Genomic DNA, 22,182 nt, shown 5'->3' on the forward strand with positions numbered 1-22,182 from the left:
GGGTCCTTGGTGGGAGATTGCAGGATGGGTGCGGCGATTCAATCACCACCGCGAAACCCCTGCACGCGCTCAGCGCTTCTTCCTTGCTGGACGTGGCTCGGGTTCGAGGGCGGCCGGCGTGGTATCGATGGCTTCGCGCAGATGGCCGTTGTTGTCGTGGTGCACCAGCAACTGGCGCGTGCGCTGCCAGGTCGACAGGCGCGCGGGGGGCACCTCGATGTAGGTGGCCAGGGCGGAGAGGGAGGATTGCTCCTTCACCGGCGCCGGCTCGCGCCGGTGCTGCCGGCGGCGCCACGGCGCGATCACCAGCATCGACACCAGGATGCCGCAGATCACCAGCCCGTAGAGGCTCAGCAGGTGCATCACCTCGGGCTGGGAGCGCGCGCCCAGCACGTAGGGCCACGCGTACCAGATGGCGCAGAACCAGATCGCGATGGTGATGGCGGGACGCAGCAGGCGCAGCCACAGGTACATGGCCAGCGCGCGCTGCGGCGAGCGGCTGCTGCCGAAGGCGCGCAGCGGGATGCGCGCGGCGTCGATGATGGGCTCCTCCACCGCAGGCTGCCCCCACGAGCGGCGGCGGCTCGGCGGCGCCGCGTCGTCGTGCATGTCGGGCGGGTAGCTGGAGGGGAACACGGACTCATGGGACATCGGAGACTCCTCTATCGGGACTGGTCCACACCGCGCGTTTGCCCCGGCGGCGTATCAGGGCTTTGGGAAAGGCGATCACGGTGGTGGCCATCGTGATGGTCCAGAAGGCGATCGGGTACCAGATCGTTCCGGCGAAGTAGCGCATCAGGTCGCGGTCGTAACGGCGGTCGATCCACAGGCTCAGCAGCATCTGCAGGATGCAGGTCATCGCCAGCAGCGTGCCCTGCCAGTGCGGCAGCAGCGCCGAGTGCCAGGAGGAGTCGGACGGCAGGAAGGGCCGCACCAGGCTCACGATCAGCACCAGGGCCATGGCGTAGGCCCAGAAGATGCTCGTCATGTACTCGATGTAGACGGGCCACATGCGCCAGTGGCGCGGCCGCAGGATGTGCGAGCTGCAGCGCAGCATGGTCTGGATGCCGCCCATGGCCCAGCGCAGGCGCTGCTTCCAGAGACCGCGCAAGGTCTCGGGCATCAGGATCCAGCACAGCGCGCGCGGCTCGAAGCGCAGCTGCCAGCCGGCGATCTGCAGCTTCCAGCTCATGTCGATGTCCTCGGTGAGAACGTCGGGGCTCCAGAAGCCCACGTCGATCACCGCGCGGCGCCGGAACATGGCGATCACGCCCGACACCGTGAAGAGCGTTCCCACCAGCTGCTGCGAGCGCTTGATGAGGCCGATGATCGAGGAGAACTCGCCCACCTGCATGCGCCCCAGCAGCGTGGTACGGGTGCGGATGCGCGGGTTGCCGGTGACGGCACCGATGCGCTCGGAGGCCAGCATCGGCAGCAGCATCCACGCAATGGCGTCCTCGTCGATCAGCGCGTCGCCGTCGATGCCCAGGATGTACTCTCCGCGCGCGAGCTGGCAGGCGGTGTTCAGGCCCACGGCCTTGCCCTGGTTGCTGGCGTTGTGGATCACGCGCAGGCGGCCGTATTCCTTGGTCATCTCGTCGAGCAGCTCGCCGGTGCCGTCGGTGCTGCCGTCGTTCACCGCGATGACTTCGCAGTACGGGTAGCGCGTGCGCATCAGCTGCTCGATCACCTCGCGCAGGTGCGGCGCCTCGTTGAAGCAGGGCACCACCACCGTGACCAGCGGGCGCGAGGGCAGCAGCTCGAGCGGATTGACGTCCACGTCGCGCTTGCGCTCGAACACCATCGCATGCGAGAGGCCGCCCGCCATCCAGACGTAGGCCATGAAGAACGGGTAGTAGAAGACGAAGCCGAACAGCAGCGAGGGCAGCGTCTGCGCGAGGAATTGCGTCGTCGGGCTCATGGCGCGCGCCCTCCCTGAACCGCAGGCGGCGGGCTTTCGGGCTGGGCCGGCGTGCGCAGCGCGCGCGGCAGCAGGGTGCGCACCGAGATCGCGCGGCGCACGGTGTCCAGCCCCGGCTGGTCGTTGAGGAAGTCGTCGGGGTAGTAGCCCAGGTGGCGCACGCCGGCGCGCTGCAGCAGCGTCCACTGGCGCGAGAGTTCGGCATCGGGCACGGGCTTGCCAGTGCGCCAGTCGCGCGCCTGCAGTTCGAAGACCGTGCCGTCGAGCCCGCGAGGCGTGTCGGCGGCGCGTTTGGCCAGGCGCGCGAGCCAACCCTGCGCATCGGCCTCTCGCTCCATGCGCGGCATGGCCATGAGCGCGACGTAGTCGTAGGCGGCGAGCGAGGCCTCGTAGTTCTGCGCGAACCACTGCTCGGCCTGGGGCTCGAGCACCGGCCGGGCGTAGAGGTTGCGCGCGGTCTCCAGCATGGGCCGCCAGGCGCCGGTGCGCGCGGCGAGCTCCTGCGTGAAATCGATCAGGTAGCGCGTCCTGGCCGTGGTCCAGCGCGCCATCAGCTCCGGGCTCGCGCGGATCGCGGCCACGTCGGCAGGCAGGCCCCATCCGGCATACGTGGCCAGCGCGGCGGGGCTCGCGTCCTCGTCGTCGGAGAGCATCGCGTCGTCGTGGAACAGCAGCCCCTCGAAGAAGGCGTGGCGGCCCAGGTCCTCGTAGATGTCGCCGACCAGCGCGCGCACCGCGGGGTCGAAGGGCGTGAGGCGGTGGTAGCGGTCGGCGTGCGTTGCGCCGTCCTGCGCCGTCACCGTGTGCGTGGCGAGCGGGTTCGACGCAGGCAGCCTGAAGGCCATGACCGGCATCCAGGCGTAGACCTTCACGCCGGCGCGGCTGCGCAGCTGCCAGGCCGCGCGCCCGAACAGGTCGGCGCGCACCGGCAGGTGGCGGTTGGGAAAGTACAGCGCGTCGGCCACGCCGTCGCCGTCGGGGTCGGCGTACGCCTGCAGGAACACCGCGCGCGGACGCACGGCGGCCACGCGGTCGATCAGCATCGAGAGGTTGCGCTCCTGCTGGGCGGGATCGGGGTCGTACACGTAGTCGAGGTCCACGTGCATCACGCGGTTGACCGGCCGCACCTCGCCGCCCACGGGGCTGCGCAGCATGCGGTCGAAGGCGGGCGCCTCGTTGTCGTAGGCGGCCAGCGCGCGGCGGATGCGCGAAAGCGGCACCTCCGGCGCGTTGGGGCCGTCGTCGAGCGTGAGGGTGATGGGCATGCCCGCGCGCTTCGAGGCCTCGACGGCCGCTGTGTTGTAGGCGCCGTAGGGCCACACCATCGAGCGCACCTTCGCGCCGGTGCGCCGCTCGATGATCTCGCGGCTGCGGCGCAGGTCGGCCTCGACGCGCTGCACGTAGGCATCGTCGTCCTCGTAGCGGCCGGTCTTCGGGTCGTAGCGGTGCGTGGCCGCGGCCGGCAGCAGGTTGCCCTGCGGGTTGGCGAGGATGCCGGTGTGCATCGCGTCGCTGTGGCTCGCGAACTCGACCAGGCCCGAGCGCGCCATCTCGGAGGCTTCGCTCCACAGCAGGAAGTTCTCGCGCGGCGCGGGCCTGTCGCCCCAGTGCACCTGCTGTCCTTCGGGCACTTCGAGCCAGCTCGTGACCAGCGCCATCACCGCCGGATAGTTGTAGCGCCTGAGCAGCGGGAAGACCTTGGTGTAGGCGCTGCGATAGCCGTCGTCGAAGGTCAGCAGCACCGGCTTGGGCGGCAGCGGCTTGCCACCCGCGCGCGCGTCGACGATCTGCTGCAGGCTCACCGGGTGGTAGCCGTTGTACTGCAGCCAGGCGAGGGTGCCGGCGAAGGTGCGCTCGTCCACCGCGGTCTCGTCGGGCGATGCCTCGAAGCTCTCGCGCACGTTGGCGCGCACGTCGTGGAAGGAGATCACCCGGAAGCTCAGGCCGTCGTCGGGATCGGCGGGCGGCAGCGGCTGCGCGACGGCCGGCAGCGCGCAGGCCGCCAGCAGCGCCAGCAGCCAGGGCAGCGCCGCGCGCAGGAAGGCGAGGGGAGGGGGCTTCGTCGTCGTTCTTCTCATCACGGCAGGGGAGTCGAGAGGTTCAGGAAGACGCCGCGCTGTCGCTCGCGCACGCCGTCGTAGGGATGGCCGCCGACCAGCAGCCCGTAGCGCAGCGTGAGCTTCGGCCCGAGGTTCCAGCGGTGCTCGTAGCGCAGGCTCCAGGTCGGGCCGCTGCCGAAGCCGGCCTGCCGGTAGCTGCCTCCGCCGAGCTCGACGACCTGGAAGAACTGCCGGTCGTCGCGCTTCCAGTTGAGCCACTGCGCGCGCACGCTGAACTGCACGCTGGAGTCGCTCGACGGGTTGAAGTAGGGCGCGTCGATGGCACGGCCGCGGCTCGCGTCGGCGCCGAGCCGGGTCTCGAGCTGGAAGGCCGGCGTGCTGATCCAGCGCTCGCGCCAGCCGATGTCGACCCCGTCGCGCCGGTTGCCGTCGCTGAAGTCCAGCCGCTGCCACTTCAGGTCGAAGCGGCGCGATTCGTCGACCACGTAGCCCACGCTCGCGCCGAACTCGTGCGCGCCGATACCGGCCGCGCGTGCCTTCCACGGCAGCTCCCGGCTGTCGCCGTCGTAGGTGGCCGACAGCCGCCACGCGTCGCCCGCTCGGTAGTCGAGCCGGCCGGCCACGCTGTTGCGGTAGGGGCCGGTGTTCGCGTGCTGCACGATGCCCTCGGCCAGCCAGCGGCCCTGCTCCCAGCCGATGCCGATGCCGCCGCGTGCCCAGTTCGCGTTGCCGATGTCGGTGCTGCCGCGTCCCAGCGTCTGCTCGTAGAACACGCGCCAGCGATCGTCGATGAGGCCCGAGCTGAGGCGGCTGTCGATGCGCCATTCATGGTTGGCGATGGCCGCGCCGCCGGAGGAGGCTTCGGCGTCCACGTCGAGCCTGGGGCCGACCAGGGCGCGCCGCTTGCGTTCCATCTCGCGTACCGGCACCGAGTCGGGCATGTCGGCGTAAAGCGATTCGGCGCGCCGGCGGGCCTGCGCGAACTCGGACGCATCGAGCAGCGCCTCGACGTGGCCGATGCGCGCGCCGCTGTCGTAGGGCGAATCGGCGGCCAGCGCCTCGTAGCGCGCCAGCGAAGCCTCGGGGTGCTCGCGCAGCCGCTCGGTGAGGGCCGCGCCGTGCACATAGCCGGCGTTGAGCGGCGCTTCCCGCGTCAGCACCGAGAAGCTCTGTTGCGCGAGCGCCGGGCGGTCGGAGTAAAGCTGCACCAGGCCGCGCAGCCCGCTGACATCGCTGTACTCGCCGTTCGGGCGGCCGGCCTCGGGCGCGAGCCGCAGATGCGCGGGCGTGGCGGCCTCGATGCGCTGCAGCAGCGCATCGGCGTCCGCGAAGCGACCCACGTCCAGATAGGCGTAGACCAGCCCGAACCAGGTCTCGTCGGGCATCGGCATGTCGGCGCCGCGCCAGGCGAGGGCCGCTTCGTAGACCGGCACGGCCTCGATGGAGCGGCGCTCCTGCGCGAGCGCGCGGCCCACGGCTGCCAGCCCATAGGCGGGGATGTTCGTGTCGGTGGCGCGCAGCGTGTCGTAGAGCGCGATGGCCTCGGCCGGGCGGCCGCGTTCGACCAGCGCCAGCAGGCGGTCGGACTGCAGCCTCGCCCGCACGGTGCGCCATGCGTCGGCGTCCACGGGCTCGGCCTGCGGGGCGGCGGCGTCGACGCGGGCGAGCGCGGCTTCCTGGTCGGCCAGCACGCGATCGAGCGCGGCGACGCGCTCCATGCCAAGGCGCTGGTCGCGTGCGCGTATCGCCCAGCGCAGCCGCTGCGCCAGCGCCTCCTGCTGCAGGGTGGAGAGCGCCAGCGGCGAGAAGCTGCCGGGATCGGCGCGCTGCGCGGCCTCCGCGCTCTCGAGGGCGCTCGATGCGGCGCCGGTGGCCGCGAGCAGGAAGTCGGCCTCGCGGCGCAGGTCCATGCGCCCCGGCCGCAGCGCGCCGGCCTCGGTGTAGGCGCCGAGCGCCTGCAGCGTGTCTTTACGGGCGCGCGCGAGGGCGCCGCGCAGTTCGAGCAGCGCGACGCGGTCCTCGATCCGCGTCGGGGCCGGCTGCGACAGTTCGCTGTACAGCGCCTGTGCGGCGGCGAGGTCGCCGCTTTCGAGGCGCCACCAGGCTTCGTGGACGCGCGGCTCGCGCGCAGCGGGCTGCCGCGCGCGCCAGACGCCGATGACTTCGCCCCGCAGGTCGGAGTCATGGGCGCGCCTCGCGGCCACCGCGAGCGGGCCCAGGGCATAGGTGTCCAGCGTCGAGGGCGCGAACTGTCGGCCCAGCGCCACCGCCTCGGCGTCCTGGCCATCGGCGGATGCGATCGCGATGGCGTCGGAGGCCACGCGCCGGCGGGCCTCGCCGTCGTCGATCGGCGAGGCGAGCCATGCCTTCAGCCTGCGCAGCGCCTCGGCGCCGGTGACGCGGCCTTCGCGGCGCGCGACGATCAGCGCGTCGTGCTGGCGCGCGTCGTAGGGCGACGCGCTCTGGCCGACTGCGACCGGCAAGGCAGGTGCCGGATGCGGCTGTGCAAGCGCCACCGGTGCAGCGAAGGCCAGCGTGCACGCCAGAGGCAAAGGGGGAAATCTCTGCGCGGCCTGCGCGAATCGACGAAGCAACGAACAGGTCGGCGCGGGGCTGCGCATGACCATGGCCGTGCCTCCAGTTTTTTTCTGGATGAACACCTTGCTCCCTTGGAAATCCGGAAAAGAAACCCCGGCATCCATGACGACGCCGCAAGGACCGGGGTTGCCGATGTGACAGGCCGGCAGCCCCGATCAGGAATTCAGATCTGGAATCACTTTAGACATCATTGTTAACAGGGGCAAACAAAAGACCGAGGAATTGGTTATATGTGTGAACAGATTCGCGTTTTGGGCGTTCGCGGCTATCGCTTTTGTCGGACGGACTCCCAAGCGACCGACGGGCGCCAGGCTCCGTCCCGGCCTAAGATCGCGTGATGAACGCACCTCAGGCCTCCCCGGCGACTCCGCTGCCGCCGCTCCCTCGCTTCTGGTCGCAGCTCACCACGCGCGACTTCGCCGCGCTCGGCGCGGCGGCCACCGTCGCGGTGCTGCCGCTGGGCGCGACCGAGCAGCACGGACCGCACCTGCCGCTGGGCGTGGACACCGTGCTGGCCGACGGCATCGTCGCCGCCTCGCTGCCGCTGCTGCCGGCCGCGCTGCCGGTGCTTTTCCTGCCGACCCAGCAGATCGGCCTGAGCCCGGAGCACGCGCGCTTCGCGGGCACGCTCACGCTGTCGGCCGAAACGCTGATCCGCATGTGGAAGGAAATCGGCGCGTGCGTGGCGCGTGCCGGGGTGAAGAAGCTGGTGCTCTTCAACGCGCACGGCGGCCACGTGGGCGCGATGGACATCGTGGCGCGCGAGTTGCGCGCCGAGCATGGGCTCATCGTCTACAGCGTGAGCTGGTTCAACCTGCCGCTGGGCGACGCGGGCACGCAGTTCAGCGCGCAGGAGCACCGCTTCGGCGTGCACGCGGGCGAGATCGAGACTTCGATGATGCTGGCGCTCTCACCGCAGTTGGTGCGCATGGGCGAGGCGCGGGATTTCGATTCCACCTCGCGCCAGCGCGCCGCCGACTACGCGATCCTTGGCAACGGCAGGAGCGCCAAGCTCGGCTGGGCCATCGAGGACTACAACCCGTACGGCGCCGCCGGCAACGCGGCAGCCGCCACGGCAGCGCATGGGCAGGCGGTGGTCGACGAGGCAGCTCGTCAGCTCGCGCTGCTGCTGGAAGAGGTATCGCGGCTGCCGCTGGAAACGGCCAACACCGGCCCTCTTCCCTGATTGACGATCAGGCGGCCAGTACCCCGGCGAACATGCCGGAGTCGACATTGCCGCCGCTCACGCACACGCCCACCGTCTTGCCGCGCCAGCGTTCCTGCTGCTGGAGCGCCGCGGCCAGCGCGGCCGCGCCGGCGCCTTCGGCCACGTTGTGCGTGTCGCTGAAGAGGATGCGCATCGCCTGCGCGATCTCGTCGTCGGTGACCGTCACCACGTCGTCGGCCTCGCGCAGCATCACCTCCACCGATTCGGGCACCGGCGTGCGGCAGGCCATGCCGTCGGCCAGCCGCGTGGTCACGGGCGACTCGACCGGTTTGCCCGCGCGGAAGGAATCGCGGTAGGCCGTCGCATGCGCCGACACCACGCCGATGAGCTTCGTCGACACGCCGCAATGCGCACGCGCCGCCGCAGCGGCCGCGAAGCCCGAGCCCAGGCCGATGGGCACGAACAGCACGTCGGGCGGCTCTGCCGAGAGCGCCTCGAAGAATTCGACATACGCCGTCGAGACGCCGCGCACCAGCTCGCGGTGGAACGAGGGCACGCGGTGCAGGCCGTCGCGCTCGGCCAGCGCGGCCGCATGCTCGGAGGCTGCCTGGAAGTCGTCGCCGTGCTCGATCAGCGTGACGCCGAGCGCACGCATCGCGGCATTCTTCTCGGTCGAGTTGCCGTGCGGCACGACGATGGTCGCGCCCAGCCCGTGGCGCCGCGCCGCGAAGCCGACCGACTGGCCGTGGTTGCCGCGCGTGGCGCTGATGGCGTGGCGCACGCCCGGGTGCTCGCGCGCCAGGGTCTCGAAGTAGGTCAGCCCGCCGCGGATCTTGAAGGCGCCGGCCGGCGTGTGGTTCTCGTGCTTCGCCCACACGGTTGCGCCCAGGCGTTGGGACAGGAGCGGCCAGGCGTACTGCGGCGTGGGTGGCATGGCTGCGCGCACGGTGCGCTGCGCCGATTCGATCTCTTCGCGGGTGAATCTCATGGGGTATATCTCTTCTTGTCTTTCTACTTGCGCTCGGTCAGCGCCACCCGCAGGGCCAGGGCGGCGAGCACACTGCCCATCACGTAGCGCTGCGCGCGCAGCCAGCCGGCGCTCTGCGACAGCACGGCGGTGATGCCGGCGGCGCCGACGATCATCACCGTGTTGACCAGCGCGCTGGCCGTCATCTGCGCGATGCCCAGCTGCATGCTCTGCAGCAGCACCGAGCCGCGCTCGGGGTGGATGAACTGCGGGAAGAACGAGAGATAGAACATCGCCACCTTCGGGTTCAGCAGGTTCGTGAGAAAGCCCATGCGAAACAGCTTGCCCGGCGGATCGGCCGGCAGCGCGCGTGCCTCGAAGGGCGCGGTGCCGCCCGGCTTCACCGCCTGCCATGCGAGCCACAGCAGGTAGGCCGCGCCGGCGATGCGGATCGCGTCGAACGCGAGCGGCACCGCCAGCAGCAGCGCGGTGAGCCCGAGCGCCGCCGCGAACAGGTGCACCAGGAAGGCCAGCAGCACGCCGCCCAGCGAGATGAGCCCCGCGCGCCGGCCCTGCACCAGCGTGCGCGAGACGCAATAGATCATGTTCGGCCCCGGCGTGAGCGCCAGCAGCAGCGAGGCGAAAGCGAAGAGGGCGATCTCGGCGAAGCTCAGCATGTCAGAGTCCTTGTGATTCGAGGGTGACGCTGCCGCGCGGCGTGTCGAGCACGGCAACCAGGTTGGGCGCGCCGGCATCGATGTCGATGCCCGTCATGCCGATGGCCGCGAGCGCCGCGGCCAGCGCGGGGGCGCGCGGATGCGTGGCGCGCAGCGAGCGCAGCACGAGGCCCGACGCCGGCATGGCGTCGGTGGGATGCACGGCGCCCCACTGGATCAGCGTGGGCAGCGCGCCGTAGAACAGCCGCTGGCCGTCGTCGCGCACGGTGATCTGCCATTCGAGCCGGCCGGCGGGCGTATCGCGCGAGGCTTCGAGAAGCTGGCCGCGGTCGATGTGCGCGTGCTCCTCGCGCGCCAGCGCGCGTGTCGCCGCATGCGCGTCGGGCACGCGCGCGACGAAGTGGATCAGCCGCGGGCCATGCCGCGCGATGCTCGCCTGCAGCGTGGCATCGTCCATGTCGAACCAGCGGCGCGTCCTGGGCCGCGAGGGATGCTTGCCGGGCTCGATCGCGATGATCTCCGCATATGCCGCCGGAAAGGCATCGCCCGAGACGTTCAGCAGCCGGTTGTGCGTGCCCATCAGCGGATGCGAGCCGCCGGGCGCCGGCGTGACGCCGAGCGTGGCCTCGCACCACGCCACGCCCTCGGCGAGCGAGGCTGCGGCGATCACCAGGTGGTCGAGTTGCGCGTGCATGGCGGGCGGCCCGTTCAGAGCGAGACGCTGCCGTCCACGCAGGTCACGGCGTCGCCGCCGACCCAGATCCGGCCTTCGGCGTCGCGCTCGATGTGGACGCGGCCCGCGCGCCCCAAGCACTGGCCTTGGGCGGCAAGGTAGCGCTCGGGCATGTGGCCGTCGGCGATCAGCCATTCGGCCAGGCTCGCGTTGAGGCTGCCGGTGACCGGGTCTTCCTGCACGCCGATGGGCTCGGCGAAGGCGCGCACCTCGAGGTCGATCTTCGCGCCGTCCGCGTTCGGCACCGCGGGCCGGTTGCCGAAGGCACGCGCCTCGCGGTTGGAGCGGCCGATGAGCAGCGAGGTGTCGTGCGCCGCGGGCACGCCCGCCACGCCGGCCTTCACGCCCAGCTCCTTCAGCGCGCGGTGGTCTGGCTGCAGCGCCAGCACCGCGTCGGCGTCGTTGACCAGCAGGCCGAACCAGACGGGGCCGTTGTCCAGCACCTGCGCCGCCACCACCTGCTGCGCCTTCAGGCCCAGCGCGCCCGCCACCTTGGCCAGCAGCGCGGGGCTGGGCGCGCTGCGCCTGAGCGGCGGGGCGGCGAAGGCCAGGCGGCTGCCGTCGCGGCGCAGCGGCACCAGGCCCGCGCCGCACTGTTGCACCACCATGCCCGCAGCCTTGGGCTTGCCACCGGCCTCCAGCCACGCATGGCAGCTGCCGATGGTCGGATGGCCGGCGAACGGCAGCTCGCCGCCGGGGGTGAAGATGCGCACGCGGTAATCGGCCGCCGGGTCGGTGGGCGGCAGCAGGAAGGTGGTTTCGGACAGGTTCGTCCACTGCGCGAAGCGCTGCATGGCGGTGTCGTCGAGGTCCTGGCCGTCGATCACCACCGCGAGCGGGTTGCCGTAGTAGGCGGTGGCGGTGAAGACGTCGACTTGCTTGAAGGGGCGGGATTTCATCGGGTTCATTCGAGGGATAAATCGAGCACGCCGCGCGTGCCCGGGCGGGAAAGCAGTTCGGAGTACCAGCGCTCCACGTTCGGCCAGCTCGGCCGGCGGTATTCGGCGGCGGGCAGGCCGAACCAGCGGTGCGCCTCGCAGCCCACCGGGATGTCGGCCATGGTGAAGCGCTGGCCGGCCATGTAGGGCTGGCGAGCGAGGTGCGCGTCGAGCATCGCGAAGAGCGCTTCGCTCGCGCGCACCGAGGCCTCGATGAGCGCCGGCTGGCGCTCCGAGGGCGGCGTGCGCACCCACTGGACGAAGGCGTCGCGGCTCGCGCGGTTGAGCGTGGTCTGCTGCCAGTCCATCCAGCGCTCGGCGTCGAAGCGCGCGGGCAGCTCGGCCGGATAGAGGTTGCCGTGCGAGTGCTTCGCGCAGAGGTAGCGCACGATCACGTTCGATTCCCACAGCGTCACGCGCTCGGCGCCCTCGCCGTCGTCGATGGTGGGCACCATCGCGTTCGGATTGAGCGCGAGGTACTCGGGCGTCTGCACCACGCCGAACCTGCCGCCGGCCTCGGTGCGCTGGAAGTCGAGCCCGAGCTCCTGCGCGCACCACACCACCTTGCGGACATTGATCGAGCTGATGCGGCCCCAGATGTTGAGCATGTCTTTTCTTTCCTGGTTGTCGTTGCTTTGCCCGCCGGTCAGCGCGGCGAAGGACGATCGAGAAAAAGCAGCCGCACCGCCAGCCCCAGCATCACGGCCGCCAGCAGGCTGTTCTGGATGCGCGCCGCGCCGGGGCGCTTTTGCAGCCAGCGTCCGATCTGGCCGCTGCACGCGCCCAGCAGCGTGTTGAAGGCCAGCGCGGCCGCCGACAGCAGCACGCCGAGCTGCAGCAGCTGCAGCGTCACGCTGCCGCGCGCCGGGTCGACGAACTGCGGCAGGAACACCATGAAGAACAGCAGCGCCTTCGGATTGACGAGGTTGTTCAGCAGCGCCATGCGCACGATGCGGCCGAAGCCGGCGGGCCTGGCCCGGGCGCCCATGCGAAGCCCGATGCCGCCGTTGCTCAGCGCCTGCACCGCGAGCCACACCAGGTAGAGCGCGCCCGCGTAGCGCAGCAGGTCGAACGAAGGCGGCCATGCCGCCACCAGCGCGGTGACGCCGGTGGCCGCCGAGAGCGTGTGCACCAGGTCGGCCGCCGAGATGCCCAGCGCCGCGGCGAAGCCGCCGCGCAGGCCGTGGGCCACGCCGTGCGAAAGCACGAAGGCCATGTTCGGGCCCGGCGACAGGAACAGCGCCAGCACCGCGAGCATGAAGAGCGAAAGTGTCGCGAGGCCGATCAACGCGTGCTCCTTCGGGCTCGGGTGCTGGCGCGGCCGGCCTCAGGCCGGCGTGGCGGCCAGCTTCCTGTCGCCCAGCAGCACCAGTTCCTCGCGCAGCGTCTGCGCGAGCGCGGCGATGGCGGTGTCGATCTCCTCCACGCTGGCCGTCACGAACGACAGGCGCAGCGTGCGCGGATCGCCTTCGCCGGCGTAGAAGGGCGCGCCGGGCACGAAGGCCACGTTGCGCTCCACCGCCTTGGGCAGCAGCTTCACGGTGTCCACGCCCTCGGGCAGGCGCGCCCACAGGAACATGCCGCCCTTGGGCGCGTTGAACTTCACGTCCAGGCCGGCCATCTCGCGCGTGAGCGCGGCCATCATCGCGTCGCGCTGGCGCTTGTAGAGCGCGCGGATGGTGGGCACGTGGGTGTCGAGGAACTTGTCCTTCATCACCGCCGAGACCATGCGCTGCGTGAAGATGGGTGTGTGCAGGTCGACGGCCTGCTTGGCTTGCAGCAGCTTCGGGTAGATGGACTTGGGCGCCACCAGGAAGCCCAGGCGCAGGCCGGGTGCCAGCACCTTCGAGAACGAGCCCAGGTAGATCACGCCCTCGGGGTTGCGCGCGGCCAGCGGCAGCGGCGGGGCTTCGTCGAACCAGAGTTCGCCGTAGGGGTTGTCTTCCACGATGGGCAGGCCGGCGGCGGCAGCTGCGGCCGAGACGGCGGCGCGGCGCTCTTCCGTCATGGTGCGGCCGGTGGGGTTCTGGAAGTTGGGCAGCAGGTAGATGAAGCGCGCGTCCTTGGCCTTGGCCACGAGGTCGTCGACGATCACGCCGTCGTCGTCGCTGGCCACGCCCACGGGGTGCGGCTCCATCGGGCCGAAGGCCTGCAGCGCGCCGAGGTAGGTGGGCGTTTCCACCAGCACCTTGCTGCCCGGATCGATCAGCACTTTGGCCACGAGGTCGAGGCCCTGCTGCGAGCCGGTGGTGATGAGCACCTGCGAGGCATCGACGTCCCACGGCAGCATGTCGGCCACCGCCTGGCGCAGCGGCGCGTAGCCTTCGCTCGCGGCGTACTGCAGCGCGGCCTGGCCGTCGTTGTGCAGCACCTCGGCGCAGGCGTCGGCAAAGGCCTGGATCGGGAAGGTCTTGGGCGAGGGCAGGCCGCCGGCCAGGCTGATGATGCCGGGGCGCTCGGTGACCTTGAGGATTTCACGCAGCACCGAGGGATTCATCTTGGCGGCGCGGGCGGCGAGTTTCCAGTTCATGGCTTTCTTCTTTCAGGCGGTGAGGTGAGATTCGGATGTTCGGGAGGGCGCAACGGCGCGGATCAGTCACGGTACACGACATGGGCCCGCTTGTCGTCCAGGCCGCGTGTGGGCGCCGGGGCAGGCGCCGCCGGCTGCGACAGCCGCTTGCCGATGACCACCGTGGCAACCACGGCGACCGCGAAGGCCAGCGTGACCACGTCCAGCGGCTCGCCCAGGATCGGGATCGACGCGAGGATCGACAGGAAAGGCTGCAGCAGCTGCGTCTGGCTCACGCGCAGCGCGCCGCCAAGGGCCAGGCCGCGGTACCAGGCGAAGAAGCCGATCCACATCGAGAAAGTGCCGACGTAGACGAAGCCCAGCCAGGAGGCGGTGGCGACCGGCTGCGTGGGCCACAGCATCAGCGTGGCCGGCAGGGTGACGGGCAGCGCCATCACGCACACCCAGCAGATCACGCGCTCGGCGCCCAGCGAGGGTGTGACCTGCGCGCCGTAGATGTAGCCCAGCGAGGCCGCGATGACCGCGCCCACCAGCAGAAGGTCGGCCCATTCGAAGCCGAAGCCGTGTCCGCCCTGGCTGGCGCGCAGCACCGAGAACACCACCACCAGCAGGCTGCCCGCGATGGCGCAGAGCCAGAAGCCCAGCCGAGCGCGCTGATGCAGTACCCAGGCCGCGACGGCGGCCGTGACCAGCGGCAGCAGCGCCGTCACCACCGCCGCATGGCTGGCCGTGACCACGCGCAGCGCATAAGCCAGAAGCAGCGGGAACCCGATGGCGTTACCCAGCACCGCCATGCCCAGAGGCTTCCACTGATGCGGGGCCGGGCGCGGCGAGCGCGTCACCAGCAGGAAGACGGCCGACAGCACGCCCGCCAGCGCCGCGCGCCCGAGGGTGACGAACCACGGCGAGAGCTGCGGCGCCTCCTGCGGGCCGGTGGCCAGGCGCGTCATCGGCAGCGTGACGGCGAACATCGCAACGCCCAGCACGCCCAGCCACATGCCGAGCGTCTCGTCCTTGATGCTCCTCATACGCCCACCATCCACCAGGCGGTGAGCACCAGTACCAGGCCCATTGCACGGTTGAACCACAGCAGGCGCGAGCCCTTGGCCAGCCAGTCGCGCAGCATGGCGCCGACCAGCGCATACGCGAAGTTGCTGACGAAGGCATAGGCCAGCATCACTGGCGCCACGATCGCGAAGCGGTGCAGCGCGTCGGGCTGCCCGGCGATCCAGCCCGCAACCAGCGTGAGCGCCAGCAGCCAGGCCTTGATGTTCACGAACTGCAGCATCACACCCTGGCCGAAGCCCACCGAGAGGCTCTTGCCATCGGCCTTGCCGAGCGTGGCGCTGCCGCTGAGCTTCCAAGCCAGCCACAGCAGGTAGCCGATGCCCAGCGCCTTGATGGCCAGCCGCAGCGAGGGCATTGCCACCACCAGCGCACCGATGCCGGCGGCGCACAGCGCCAGCAGCAGGGTCCAGCCGACCGGCACCGCGACCACGAAGCGCATGGCGCGCGGCAGGCCGCCGTTGGCCGCCAGGGCGGTGGAAAGCGTGGTGTTGGGGCCGGGCGAGAAGCTCATCGCCGTGGCCAGCACCAGCAGCGCGGTGAATTCTTGCCAGTTCATGACACACACTCTAAACTTGCGACCATTACAGTTCCAGTACAGATGATCGAACAATCAGGCAATCTGTATTGGTCATCCCTTCGACACAGAAGCCAGGGAAACCGGCACAGCCCGGACGACGCATGCTCACACGCACCTCCACACAGTCGCTGACGGGGCAGCTCGCCGACCGCCTGGCCGAGCGCATCCGCACGCGGCTGCTGCCGCCGGGCGCGCGGCTGCCCTCGGTGCGCGAGTGCGCGCGGCAGCAGGGCGTGAGCCCCTACACCGTGGTCGCGGCCTACGACCAGCTGCTGGCGCAGGGGTTGGTAGAGGCCAGGCGACAGCGCGGCTTCTACGTGCGCGATTCCGCTCCCGCGCAGGACGCCCGATCGGCGAACGGCGCGGACGCCAACGGCGCGATGGGCGTGCCCGCTGCAATCGCAGTGCAGATGATGGCCTCGCGCGTGCCGGCCGACGCCAGCTCGCTGATCCGCAGCATGTTCCACCGCCCGAGCGACAAGCCGCAGCCGGGCATGGGCGTGTTTCCGCCCGACTGGATGGCCTCCACCTTCATGCCCACGGCCGTGCGGCGCATGACCAATACAGCCGCGCTGCAGGAGCTGTCGCTCCAGTACGGCGAGCCCGCCGGCGACATGAGCCTGCGGCGCAGCCTCTCGCAGAAGCTGGTGGGCATCAACGTGCCGGCCTCGCCCGACCAGATCGTGACCACCGTCGGCGCCACCCACGCGCTGGACATCGTGAGCCGCACCCTGCTGCGCCCGGGCGACCCGGTGATGGTCGAGGAGCCCGGCTGGGCGCTGGAGTTCGCGCGGCTGGAGGCGCTGGGCATGCGCATCCTGCCGGTGCCGCGCCGCGCCGACGGGCCCGACCTGGAAGTGATGGCGCAGTACTGCAAGCTGCACAGCCCCAAGCTCTTCGTCAGCGTGAGCGTGCTGCACAACCCCACCGGCTACAGCCTCACGCCGGGCAGCGCGCACCGCGTGCTCAAGCTGGCCAACGAGCACGGCTTCCACATCGTCGAGGACGACACCTACAGCCACCTCGCGCCCGAGCACGCCACCCGTCTGAGCGCGCTCGACGGGCTGCAGCGCACCATCTACGTCAGCGGCTTCGCGAAGATCCTGGCGCCCAACTGGCGCATCGGCTTCCTGGCCGCGCCGCCCGAGCTGAAGGAGCGGCTGCTCGAGACCAAGCTGCTGGCCACGCTGACCTCGCCGACGCTCTTCGAGCGGGCCTTGTCGTGGTGCATCGACCAGGGGCAGCTGCGCCGGCACTCCGAGCGCGTGCGCATCCGGCTCGACGGGGCGCGGGGGAGGGCGGTGAAGCTGGCGATGGCGCACGGCTGCACCTTCGCCTCGGAGCCCGCAGGGCTCTTCGGCTGGGTCGACACCGGCGTGGACACCGACGCGCTCACGCAGCGCATGCTCGACCAGGGCTACCTGCTGGCGCCGGGCTCGCTCTTCCATGCGCGCCGGCCGCCCAGCACCATGATGCGGATCAACTTCGCGACCTCGCAGGACGCGGCCTTCTGGAAAGTCTTCAGCAAGGTGAGAAGCGAGCTCTGACGGACGCTAAAAGCCCGGAGGCTTGGAGTAAGCTGGCAGCACAAGAAAACCCATACCCGGCACCCCAGGAGACCTCCCGCATGAGCAACGCCAGCAAGCCCTTCGACTTCAGCCAGTTCGTTCCCGGATTCGATTTCCTGAAAAACCTCGCCGGCGGCGCGGCCTCGGGCAGCGGTTCGGTGCCGGGCATCCCGAGCCTGGCGAGCTGGGTGGCGCCCACGCTGAGCGTGGAGGAGGTCGACAAGCGCATTCAGGAGCTCAAGACGGTGCAGTACTGGCTGGAGCAGAACGGCCACGCGCTGAAGGCCACCATCCAGGCGCTGGAAGTGCAGAAGATGACGCTGTCGACCTTGCGCGGCATGAATGTGCGCATGGAAGACATCGCCAGCGCCTTCACCCGGCAGGCGACCGCCGCCGCGGCTGCCGTAACGCCCGCTCCCGGCAAGGCCGCGCCGGAGCCCGAGCCGGAGGAAATCGAGGACGAAGAGGCGCCCGAGGAGGAAGTCGAAGAAGCCCCGGCGCCGAAGAAGCCGAGCCGCAAGCCGGCCGCCTCCAAGGCGAAAGCTGCGGCGGCCGACGGCGCGGGCGTGGTCGACCCGATGCAGTGGTGGGGCTCGCTCACCGAGCAGTTCCAGCAGATCGCCAGCACGGCGCTGCAGGATGCGGCCCAGCTGAAGGTGCCGGCCATGGCCCAGCCGCTGGCCGATGCGGTCGGCTCGGTCATCGGCGGCAAGCCGGCGGCGGCCCGCAAGCCCGCCCCTGCAGCAAAGAAGGCTGTGGCTCCGGCCGCGAAGAAGAAGGCATCGACCGCCGCGCGCAAGCGAACCTCCGCGCGACGCTGACGTCCTGCACACATCCATCTATTTCAGAACGGGTTGGCACGCATCATGAAATTGTTTCCTTCCGGCCATGCCACCCATCCGCAATGGCGAATGGCGGCGGGCCTCGTGCTCGCCCAGCTGCGGGCGCAGATGGCGCTGCCCGACTACGCCTCCGCGCCCACGCTCGGGCTGCTCTACATCACCGACCACTACGCGAACGACGCGCAGGACATCCTCGATCACCTGAGCGCCGAACTGCCCGAGGTGACCGACTGGTCCGGCACGGTCGGCATCGGCGTGTCGGCCAACAACGCCGAGTACTTCGACGAACCCGGCATGACCCTGATGCTCTGCGCCCTGCCGAGCGACCAGTACCGCGTGTTCTCCGGCGTCGCGCCGCTGGGCAACTCGGAAATGAGCGGCTTCGAGGCGCACACGGCGCTGGTGCACGCCGACCCCGCCACGCCCGACCTGGCCGAGCTGATCGGGGAAATGGCCGGGCGCACCGACACGGGCTACCTGTTCGGTGGCCTTTCTTCGGGGCGCGGCGGCGCGCTGCAGTTCGCCATTGGCGGCAACGGCAACATCCGTGGGCATGGGGCCGCGGGCGGCGTGTTCTCGGGCGGGCTCTCGGGCGTGGTGTTCGGCGAAGGCGTGCGGCTGGTGTCGCGCGTCACCCAGGGCTGCCAGCCGCTGCGCTCGGGCGCGGTACGCGAACGAGAGATCACCGAGGCCGACGGCAACCTGCTTCTGAAGCTCGACGGCGAGCCGGCGCTGGACGTGCTGCTGGCTGACCTGCAGGTGTCGCTCGAACGCCCGCAGGAGGCCATCGACGCGGTGCGCAACACGCTGGTCGGCCTGGCCGACGCCGGAAGCGACGGCATCCGACGCACCGGCGACCTGGGCGCCGACGTTCTGGTGCGCCACATCATCGGACTCGACCCCACGCGGCGCGGCATCGCCATCGCCGATACCGCGGAGGCCGGTATGCGCCTGACCTTCTGCCGACGCAACGCCCAGGCCGCGCGCGCCGACCTGATGCGCATCTGCGCGGAAATCCGCGAGGAACTGGAACCTGAAGAGCAGACGCTCGCCACCGCGCGCGCCGTGGCGGCGGGCGAGGCCGAAGCCGCGCCGCATCCGGCGCGGCGCATCGCGGGGGCCGTCTACGTGAGCTGCTCCGGCCGCGGCGGCCCGCACTTCGGCGCGCCGGGGGCGGAGCTGCAGATCGTGCGCCACGCGCTGGGCGATGTGCCGCTGGTGGGCTTCTTCGCCGCGGGCGAGATCGCGCGGCACCATCTGTATGGGTATACGGGGGTGTTGACGGTGTTCACTGCGCCCGACTGACCCGGCGCCCGACGCGAAAAAGCGACGGGCGAGTTTTCGGCGGGAGGATGCGTCGCTAGAATCCGCCCGCTTTCTTGAATCTCTGCTGCTGCAAGAAAGAGCCAGCTGCGCATCGCGTCTCCCGCGAGCGCGGCCGATCTTTTTCGCCTCGCCACGCAAAGTGCGACGAGGCAGGAAACCGACATGGTTTCCCGAATGGAACAGCAGCCATGAGCGATCCTCGTTTCTCGAGACTCCAGCGTGCCTTCTCGCGCGCCGGCATTGCCGTCGACTACCGCGACGGCGTCTATCACCTGCACCATGAGGCCTCGCAGGCCACGGTGCTCCTGCCGCCCAGCCTCCCGCTGGAAGAGAAGGCGGTGAACCAGTTGCTGGCATTCGCCAGCGTGCGCTCGCCCAACGGTGGGAAGGGAGTGTGCAAGGCCTGCGCGACGCCCGACTTCCACCCGGGCTCCGTCGCGCCCGTCGGCAGCGTCGTCGCGACCGATTCCGACTTCGTCATTCCGGCGGCGGTGGGCACAGACATCAACTGCGGCATGCGGCTGCTGACCACCGGGCTCACGCTCGACCAGGTGGCTCCGCACAAGACGCGGCTGGTCGAGCGGCTCACGCGCAGCCTGCTCGACAACGGCCGCGACGTGCCGGTGCACACGGCGGCGTTCAGGGCGCTGTTCGACGTGGGCCCCTCGGCCTTCCTGGAGGCGGTGCGCAGCGGCGGGCTGTGGTCGTCGTGCGACCGCGACCGGATGCAGGCCGAGCTCGATGCCTGCATCGGCCTCGCAAGCTTCGGCGGCAGTGCGCGGCACGCACCCGAGGCCTACACCGGCGGCCGCCACGAGGTGTTCCGCGACCCCTGCCTCGGCACACCGGGCAGCGGCAACCATTTCGTGGAGCTGCAGGTGGTCGACCATGTCCTGGACCGCCACGAGGCCTACCGTGCGGGCCTGAAGACGGGAGATGTGGTCGTGATGATCCACAGCGGCTCGCGCGACATCGGGTTCCATGTGGGTGGCCGCTGGATGGACCGTGCCCGCGACGAATGGCCCAAGGGCCTGCGCCATCCGAAGAGCGGTCTCTATGGCCTGGCGGGGCCGCTGGCCGACGAATACCTGGAGGCCATGGGCGTGGCGGCGCGCTACGCGTGGGCCAACCGGGTCGTGCTGGCCGAGCTGGTGCGGAAGGATTTCGCCGAACTGCTCGGCGCCGCGTCGTCGAAGCTGGTGGTGGACGTGCCGCACAACGCCGTGCTGCGGGAACACGGCATGAACATCCACCGCAAGGGAGCGACGCCGGCGAACGCGGGCGACTTGGCGCTCATTCCGGGCTCGATGGGCGACTACTCTTATCTGGCTTCCGGGCTCGGGCACGAGGACTGGCTCTGGTCGTGCAGCCACGGTGCCGGCCGACGGATGCGCCGGCAACAGGTGCGCGCGATGCGGCCAGCGCCCGCCGACCCCCAGGCCAGCTGGCAATGCGTGACCTTGCGCGAGGAGCGCCGGATCGAGGAGGCTCCGCAGGCCTACAAGCCGATCGGCGAGGTGATCGACGCACAGGAGCGCGCCGGGCTGATTCGATGCGCGGTGCGGCTCAGGCCCTGGATCACCTTCAAGGCGTGATCCGGGGCCTGCCGGCTCGTCAGCCCAGGGCGGGCTGCGGAACGCGCAGCTTGGGCGCAGGCATCCCCGTGAACGCGAAATCCACCTCCGGCTCCAGCCCGCTCACGATCCGCGCGATCGACTTGCCCGAGCCGCAGGCGTGCGTCCAGCCCAGGGTGCCGTGGCCGGTGTTGAGGAACAGGTTCGGCAGCTTCGTCTTGCCGATCAGCGGCACGTTGCTCGGCGTGGCTGGGCGCAGGCCGGTCCAGAACTGGGCCTGGGTGGTGTCGCCGGCGCCAGGGAAGAGCTCCTCGACGCGGCGCACAATGGCTTCGCAGCGCACGCGGTTCAGGTCGCGGTCGTAGCCGTTGAGCTCGGCGGTGCCGGCGATGCGCAGGCGGTCGCCCGAGGCCGAGGTGTAGCGCGAGAACACGAGCTTGAATTCGTCGTCGGTCAGCGAGACCTGGTGGGCCTTGGAGGCGTCCTTGACGGGCAGCGTCACCGAGTAGCCCTTCGCAGGGTAGATCGGCAGCCGGATGCCCAGCGGCGCTGCGTACAGCGGGCTCAGCGAACCCATCGCCAGCACGAAGGCGTCGCCGCGGATGCGCTGGAAGCGGCCTTCGCTGTCGGTGGCCTCGACGTGGTCGATGCTGCCGCCGGCCTCGCGCAGCGCGGTGACGGTGTGGCTCATCAGGAACTTCACGCCCGCGGCGGCGGCCAGCCCCACGAGTTCGCGCGCGAAGCGGTTGGCGTCGCCGGACTCGTCCTCGGCCGTGTAGGTGGCGCCGGCAAGCTTGGGGCGGATGTGGGCGAGGGCAGGCTCGATCTTCACGGCCTCGTCGGCGGAAATGACGCGGCGCTCGCAGCCCAGGGTGCGCATCTGCTCGGCGGGCTCGAGAGCACCGTCGAACTCCTTCTGCGTCGTATAGAAGTGCAGGATGCCCTGGGTGCGCTGGTCGTAGTTGAGGCCGGTGTCGCGGCGCAACTGTTGCAACATCGAACGGCTGTATGTGCCCAGACGAACGATCTGTTCGATGTTGTGGCGGGTGCGCGCCGGCGTGCATTCGCGCAGGAACTGCAGGCCCCAGAGCCACTGGCGCATGTCGGCGCGCATGCGGAAGAGCAGCGGGGCGTCTTCCTTGCCCAGCCATTGCAGCACCTTCAGCGGCGCGCTGGGATTGGCCCAGGGCTCGGCGTGGCTGACGGAGATCTGCCCGCCGTTGGCGAAGCTGGTTTCGGCGGCCGGGGTGGCCTGCCGGTCGATCACGGTCACTTCGTGGCCGAGTTGCTGAAGGTAGTAAGCCGAAGTCACGCCGAGCAGGCCGGCGCCGAGGACGATCACGCGCATTTCAAGTACCTTGAGGTCGCAGCGCTTGAATGGCGGGGGTGTGTACTATTTCATTAAATAGTAAGCAACTGGACGCCCGCCGTCCAAGTTGCCGCTCCCCCTGTCCTCGGTACCTGAGAGATTCATCCGTTGCGCCCTTGCAACGAATTTGCTCCTTCGGTGCGCCACGCATGGTGACGACTCTCCAGACGGCGTTTCGATGTGATGCAGTACTGAGCCCTTGCAGAAATCTTCAGGATTCCGCTGGGCTGACCTGAGCGTTTATGGGAGTTTGCGCCTTCGGTAAG

19 protein-coding genes and 1 riboswitch are annotated in these 22,182 nt (G+C 70.3%); of the genes, 5 read left to right on the forward strand and 14 right to left on the reverse strand.

Annotation, left to right across the window (positions count from 1 at the left end; genetic code table 11):
• Window positions 1-69: 69 nt before the first annotated feature.
• Genes pgaD through pgaA form a run of 4 tightly spaced genes read right to left on the reverse strand, consistent with a single transcriptional unit; the run spans window position 70 to window position 6,464 of the window.
• Entirely contained in the window at window positions 70-651 is a 582-nt protein-coding gene (pgaD, locus tag ABL844_RS03990; RefSeq protein WP_418130536.1) for a poly-beta-1,6-N-acetyl-D-glucosamine biosynthesis protein PgaD, read from the reverse strand.
• Window positions 641-1,921, reverse strand: a complete 1,281-nt coding sequence (gene pgaC / locus ABL844_RS03995; RefSeq protein ID WP_418124236.1) for a poly-beta-1,6-N-acetyl-D-glucosamine synthase — start codon at window positions 1,919-1,921, stop codon at window positions 641-643. Before pgaC ends, pgaD begins: the two co-directional genes overlap by 11 nt.
• Complete coding sequence (gene pgaB, locus ABL844_RS04000) at window positions 1,918-3,999, reverse strand: poly-beta-1,6-N-acetyl-D-glucosamine N-deacetylase PgaB (protein ID WP_418130537.1); 2,082 nt, start codon at window positions 3,997-3,999, stop codon at window positions 1,918-1,920. The genes pgaC and pgaB overlap by 4 nt, the downstream gene beginning before the upstream one ends.
• Complete coding sequence (gene pgaA / locus ABL844_RS04005) at window positions 3,999-6,464, reverse strand: poly-beta-1,6 N-acetyl-D-glucosamine export porin PgaA (protein ID WP_418130538.1); 2,466 nt, start codon at window positions 6,462-6,464, stop codon at window positions 3,999-4,001. The genes pgaB and pgaA overlap by 1 nt, the downstream gene beginning before the upstream one ends.
• A gap of 452 nt (window positions 6,465-6,916) precedes the next feature.
• Here pgaA and ABL844_RS04010 point away from each other — a divergent pair, with 452 nt between their 5' ends.
• The gene (locus tag ABL844_RS04010; RefSeq protein WP_418130539.1) at window positions 6,917-7,765 is read left to right on the forward strand and encodes a creatininase family protein; all 849 of its coding nucleotides are present in this window, start codon (window positions 6,917-6,919) and stop codon (window positions 7,763-7,765) included.
• A 7-nt stretch (window positions 7,766-7,772) separates the two neighbouring features.
• On the opposite strand, the gene ABL844_RS04015 is transcribed toward ABL844_RS04010, so the two are convergent.
• The 9 genes from ABL844_RS04015 to ABL844_RS04055 all read right to left on the reverse strand — a co-directional run bounded on the left by ABL844_RS04015 (window position 7,773) and on the right by ABL844_RS04055 (window position 15,216).
• Window positions 7,773-8,735 (reverse strand): threonine dehydratase, encoded by a 963-nt coding sequence (locus ABL844_RS04015; protein WP_418130540.1) that lies wholly within the window; start codon window positions 8,733-8,735, stop codon window positions 7,773-7,775.
• 23 nt (window positions 8,736-8,758) lie between these two features.
• The gene (locus ABL844_RS04020) at window positions 8,759-9,391 is read right to left on the reverse strand and encodes a LysE family translocator (protein ID WP_418130541.1); all 633 of its coding nucleotides are present in this window, start codon (window positions 9,389-9,391) and stop codon (window positions 8,759-8,761) included.
• 1 nt (window position 9,392) lies between these two features.
• On the reverse strand, window positions 9,393-10,085 hold the full coding sequence (locus tag ABL844_RS04025; protein ID WP_418119051.1) for a VOC family protein: 693 nt from the start codon (window positions 10,083-10,085) through the stop codon (window positions 9,393-9,395).
• Between the two features lie 14 nt (window positions 10,086-10,099).
• Complete coding sequence (locus ABL844_RS04030; RefSeq protein ID WP_206169478.1) at window positions 10,100-11,023, reverse strand: PhzF family phenazine biosynthesis protein; 924 nt, start codon at window positions 11,021-11,023, stop codon at window positions 10,100-10,102.
• Between the two features lie 5 nt (window positions 11,024-11,028).
• A complete protein-coding gene (locus ABL844_RS04035; RefSeq protein WP_126021584.1) occupies window positions 11,029-11,670 on the reverse strand; it encodes a glutathione S-transferase family protein in 642 nt (213 codons plus the stop codon).
• Between the two features lie 38 nt (window positions 11,671-11,708).
• Entirely contained in the window at window positions 11,709-12,350 is a 642-nt protein-coding gene (locus tag ABL844_RS04040) for a LysE family translocator (protein ID WP_418130542.1), read from the reverse strand.
• A 39-nt stretch (window positions 12,351-12,389) separates the two neighbouring features.
• Window positions 12,390-13,592, reverse strand: coding sequence for a PLP-dependent aminotransferase family protein (locus ABL844_RS04045; protein ID WP_369659726.1), 1,203 nt, complete (start codon window positions 13,590-13,592; stop codon window positions 12,390-12,392).
• A gap of 62 nt (window positions 13,593-13,654) precedes the next feature.
• On the reverse strand, window positions 13,655-14,620 hold the full coding sequence (locus ABL844_RS04050) for a DMT family transporter (protein WP_418130543.1): 966 nt from the start codon (window positions 14,618-14,620) through the stop codon (window positions 13,655-13,657).
• On the reverse strand, window positions 14,617-15,216 hold the full coding sequence (locus tag ABL844_RS04055; RefSeq protein WP_184634439.1) for a LysE family translocator: 600 nt from the start codon (window positions 15,214-15,216) through the stop codon (window positions 14,617-14,619). The genes ABL844_RS04050 and ABL844_RS04055 overlap by 4 nt, the downstream gene beginning before the upstream one ends.
• Before the next feature lie 122 nt (window positions 15,217-15,338).
• Here ABL844_RS04055 and ABL844_RS04060 point away from each other — a divergent pair, with 122 nt between their 5' ends.
• From ABL844_RS04060 to ABL844_RS04075, 4 genes are all read left to right on the forward strand, one after another.
• A complete protein-coding gene (locus ABL844_RS04060) occupies window positions 15,339-16,784 on the forward strand; it encodes a PLP-dependent aminotransferase family protein (RefSeq protein ID WP_126021579.1) in 1,446 nt (481 codons plus the stop codon).
• An 80-nt stretch (window positions 16,785-16,864) separates the two neighbouring features.
• The gene (locus ABL844_RS04065) at window positions 16,865-17,626 is read left to right on the forward strand and encodes a PhaM family polyhydroxyalkanoate granule multifunctional regulatory protein (protein ID WP_418130544.1); all 762 of its coding nucleotides are present in this window, start codon (window positions 16,865-16,867) and stop codon (window positions 17,624-17,626) included.
• A 45-nt stretch (window positions 17,627-17,671) separates the two neighbouring features.
• The gene (locus ABL844_RS04070) at window positions 17,672-18,952 is read left to right on the forward strand and encodes an FIST signal transduction protein (RefSeq protein ID WP_126021577.1); all 1,281 of its coding nucleotides are present in this window, start codon (window positions 17,672-17,674) and stop codon (window positions 18,950-18,952) included.
• Window positions 18,953-19,161: 209 nt separating this feature from the next.
• Window positions 19,162-20,568, forward strand: coding sequence for an RtcB family protein (locus ABL844_RS04075; protein ID WP_418130545.1), 1,407 nt, complete (start codon window positions 19,162-19,164; stop codon window positions 20,566-20,568).
• A gap of 19 nt (window positions 20,569-20,587) precedes the next feature.
• On the opposite strand, the gene ABL844_RS04080 is transcribed toward ABL844_RS04075, so the two are convergent.
• A complete protein-coding gene (locus ABL844_RS04080) occupies window positions 20,588-21,895 on the reverse strand; it encodes a D-amino acid dehydrogenase (RefSeq protein WP_418130546.1) in 1,308 nt (435 codons plus the stop codon).
• A 90-nt stretch (window positions 21,896-21,985) separates the two neighbouring features.
• Window positions 21,986-22,093, reverse strand: a riboswitch (glycine riboswitch).
• Window positions 22,094-22,182 lie beyond the last annotated feature (89 nt).

The sequence above is a fragment of the Variovorax sp. 278MFTsu5.1 genome, from assembly GCF_048305045.1.
Lineage (GTDB): Bacteria > Pseudomonadota > Gammaproteobacteria > Burkholderiales > Burkholderiaceae_C > Variovorax > Variovorax guangxiensis.

Bases quoted from the DNA above. Each gene is read 5' to 3' on its own strand.
- pgaD (WP_418130536.1), bottom strand. From the start codon at position 651: ATGTCCCATGAGTCCGTGTTCCCCTCCAGCTACCCGCCCGACATGCAC.
- pgaC (WP_418124236.1), bottom strand. From the start codon at position 1,921: ATGAGCCCGACGACGCAATTCCTCGCGCAGACGCTGCCCTCGCTGCTG.
- pgaB (WP_418130537.1), bottom strand. From the start codon at position 3,999: ATGAGAAGAACGACGACGAAGCCCCCTCCCCTCGCCTTCCTGCGCGCG.
- ABL844_RS04010 (WP_418130539.1), top strand. From the start codon at position 6,917: ATGAACGCACCTCAGGCCTCCCCGGCGACTCCGCTGCCGCCGCTCCCT.
- ABL844_RS04015 (WP_418130540.1), bottom strand. From the start codon at position 8,735: ATGAGATTCACCCGCGAAGAGATCGAATCGGCGCAGCGCACCGTGCGC.
- ABL844_RS04020 (WP_418130541.1), bottom strand. From the start codon at position 9,391: ATGCTGAGCTTCGCCGAGATCGCCCTCTTCGCTTTCGCCTCGCTGCTG.
- ABL844_RS04025 (WP_418119051.1), bottom strand. From the start codon at position 10,085: ATGCACGCGCAACTCGACCACCTGGTGATCGCCGCAGCCTCGCTCGCC.
- ABL844_RS04030 (WP_206169478.1), bottom strand. From the start codon at position 11,023: ATGAAATCCCGCCCCTTCAAGCAAGTCGACGTCTTCACCGCCACCGCC.
- ABL844_RS04035 (WP_126021584.1), bottom strand. From the start codon at position 11,670: ATGCTCAACATCTGGGGCCGCATCAGCTCGATCAATGTCCGCAAGGTG.
- ABL844_RS04045 (WP_369659726.1), bottom strand. From the start codon at position 13,592: ATGAACTGGAAACTCGCCGCCCGCGCCGCCAAGATGAATCCCTCGGTG.
- ABL844_RS04050 (WP_418130543.1), bottom strand. From the start codon at position 14,620: ATGAGGAGCATCAAGGACGAGACGCTCGGCATGTGGCTGGGCGTGCTG.
- ABL844_RS04055 (WP_184634439.1), bottom strand. From the start codon at position 15,216: ATGAACTGGCAAGAATTCACCGCGCTGCTGGTGCTGGCCACGGCGATG.
- ABL844_RS04060 (WP_126021579.1), top strand. From the start codon at position 15,339: ATGCTCACACGCACCTCCACACAGTCGCTGACGGGGCAGCTCGCCGAC.
- ABL844_RS04065 (WP_418130544.1), top strand. From the start codon at position 16,865: ATGAGCAACGCCAGCAAGCCCTTCGACTTCAGCCAGTTCGTTCCCGGA.
- ABL844_RS04070 (WP_126021577.1), top strand. From the start codon at position 17,672: ATGAAATTGTTTCCTTCCGGCCATGCCACCCATCCGCAATGGCGAATG.
- ABL844_RS04075 (WP_418130545.1), top strand. From the start codon at position 19,162: ATGAGCGATCCTCGTTTCTCGAGACTCCAGCGTGCCTTCTCGCGCGCC.
- ABL844_RS04080 (WP_418130546.1), bottom strand. From the start codon at position 21,895: ATGCGCGTGATCGTCCTCGGCGCCGGCCTGCTCGGCGTGACTTCGGCT.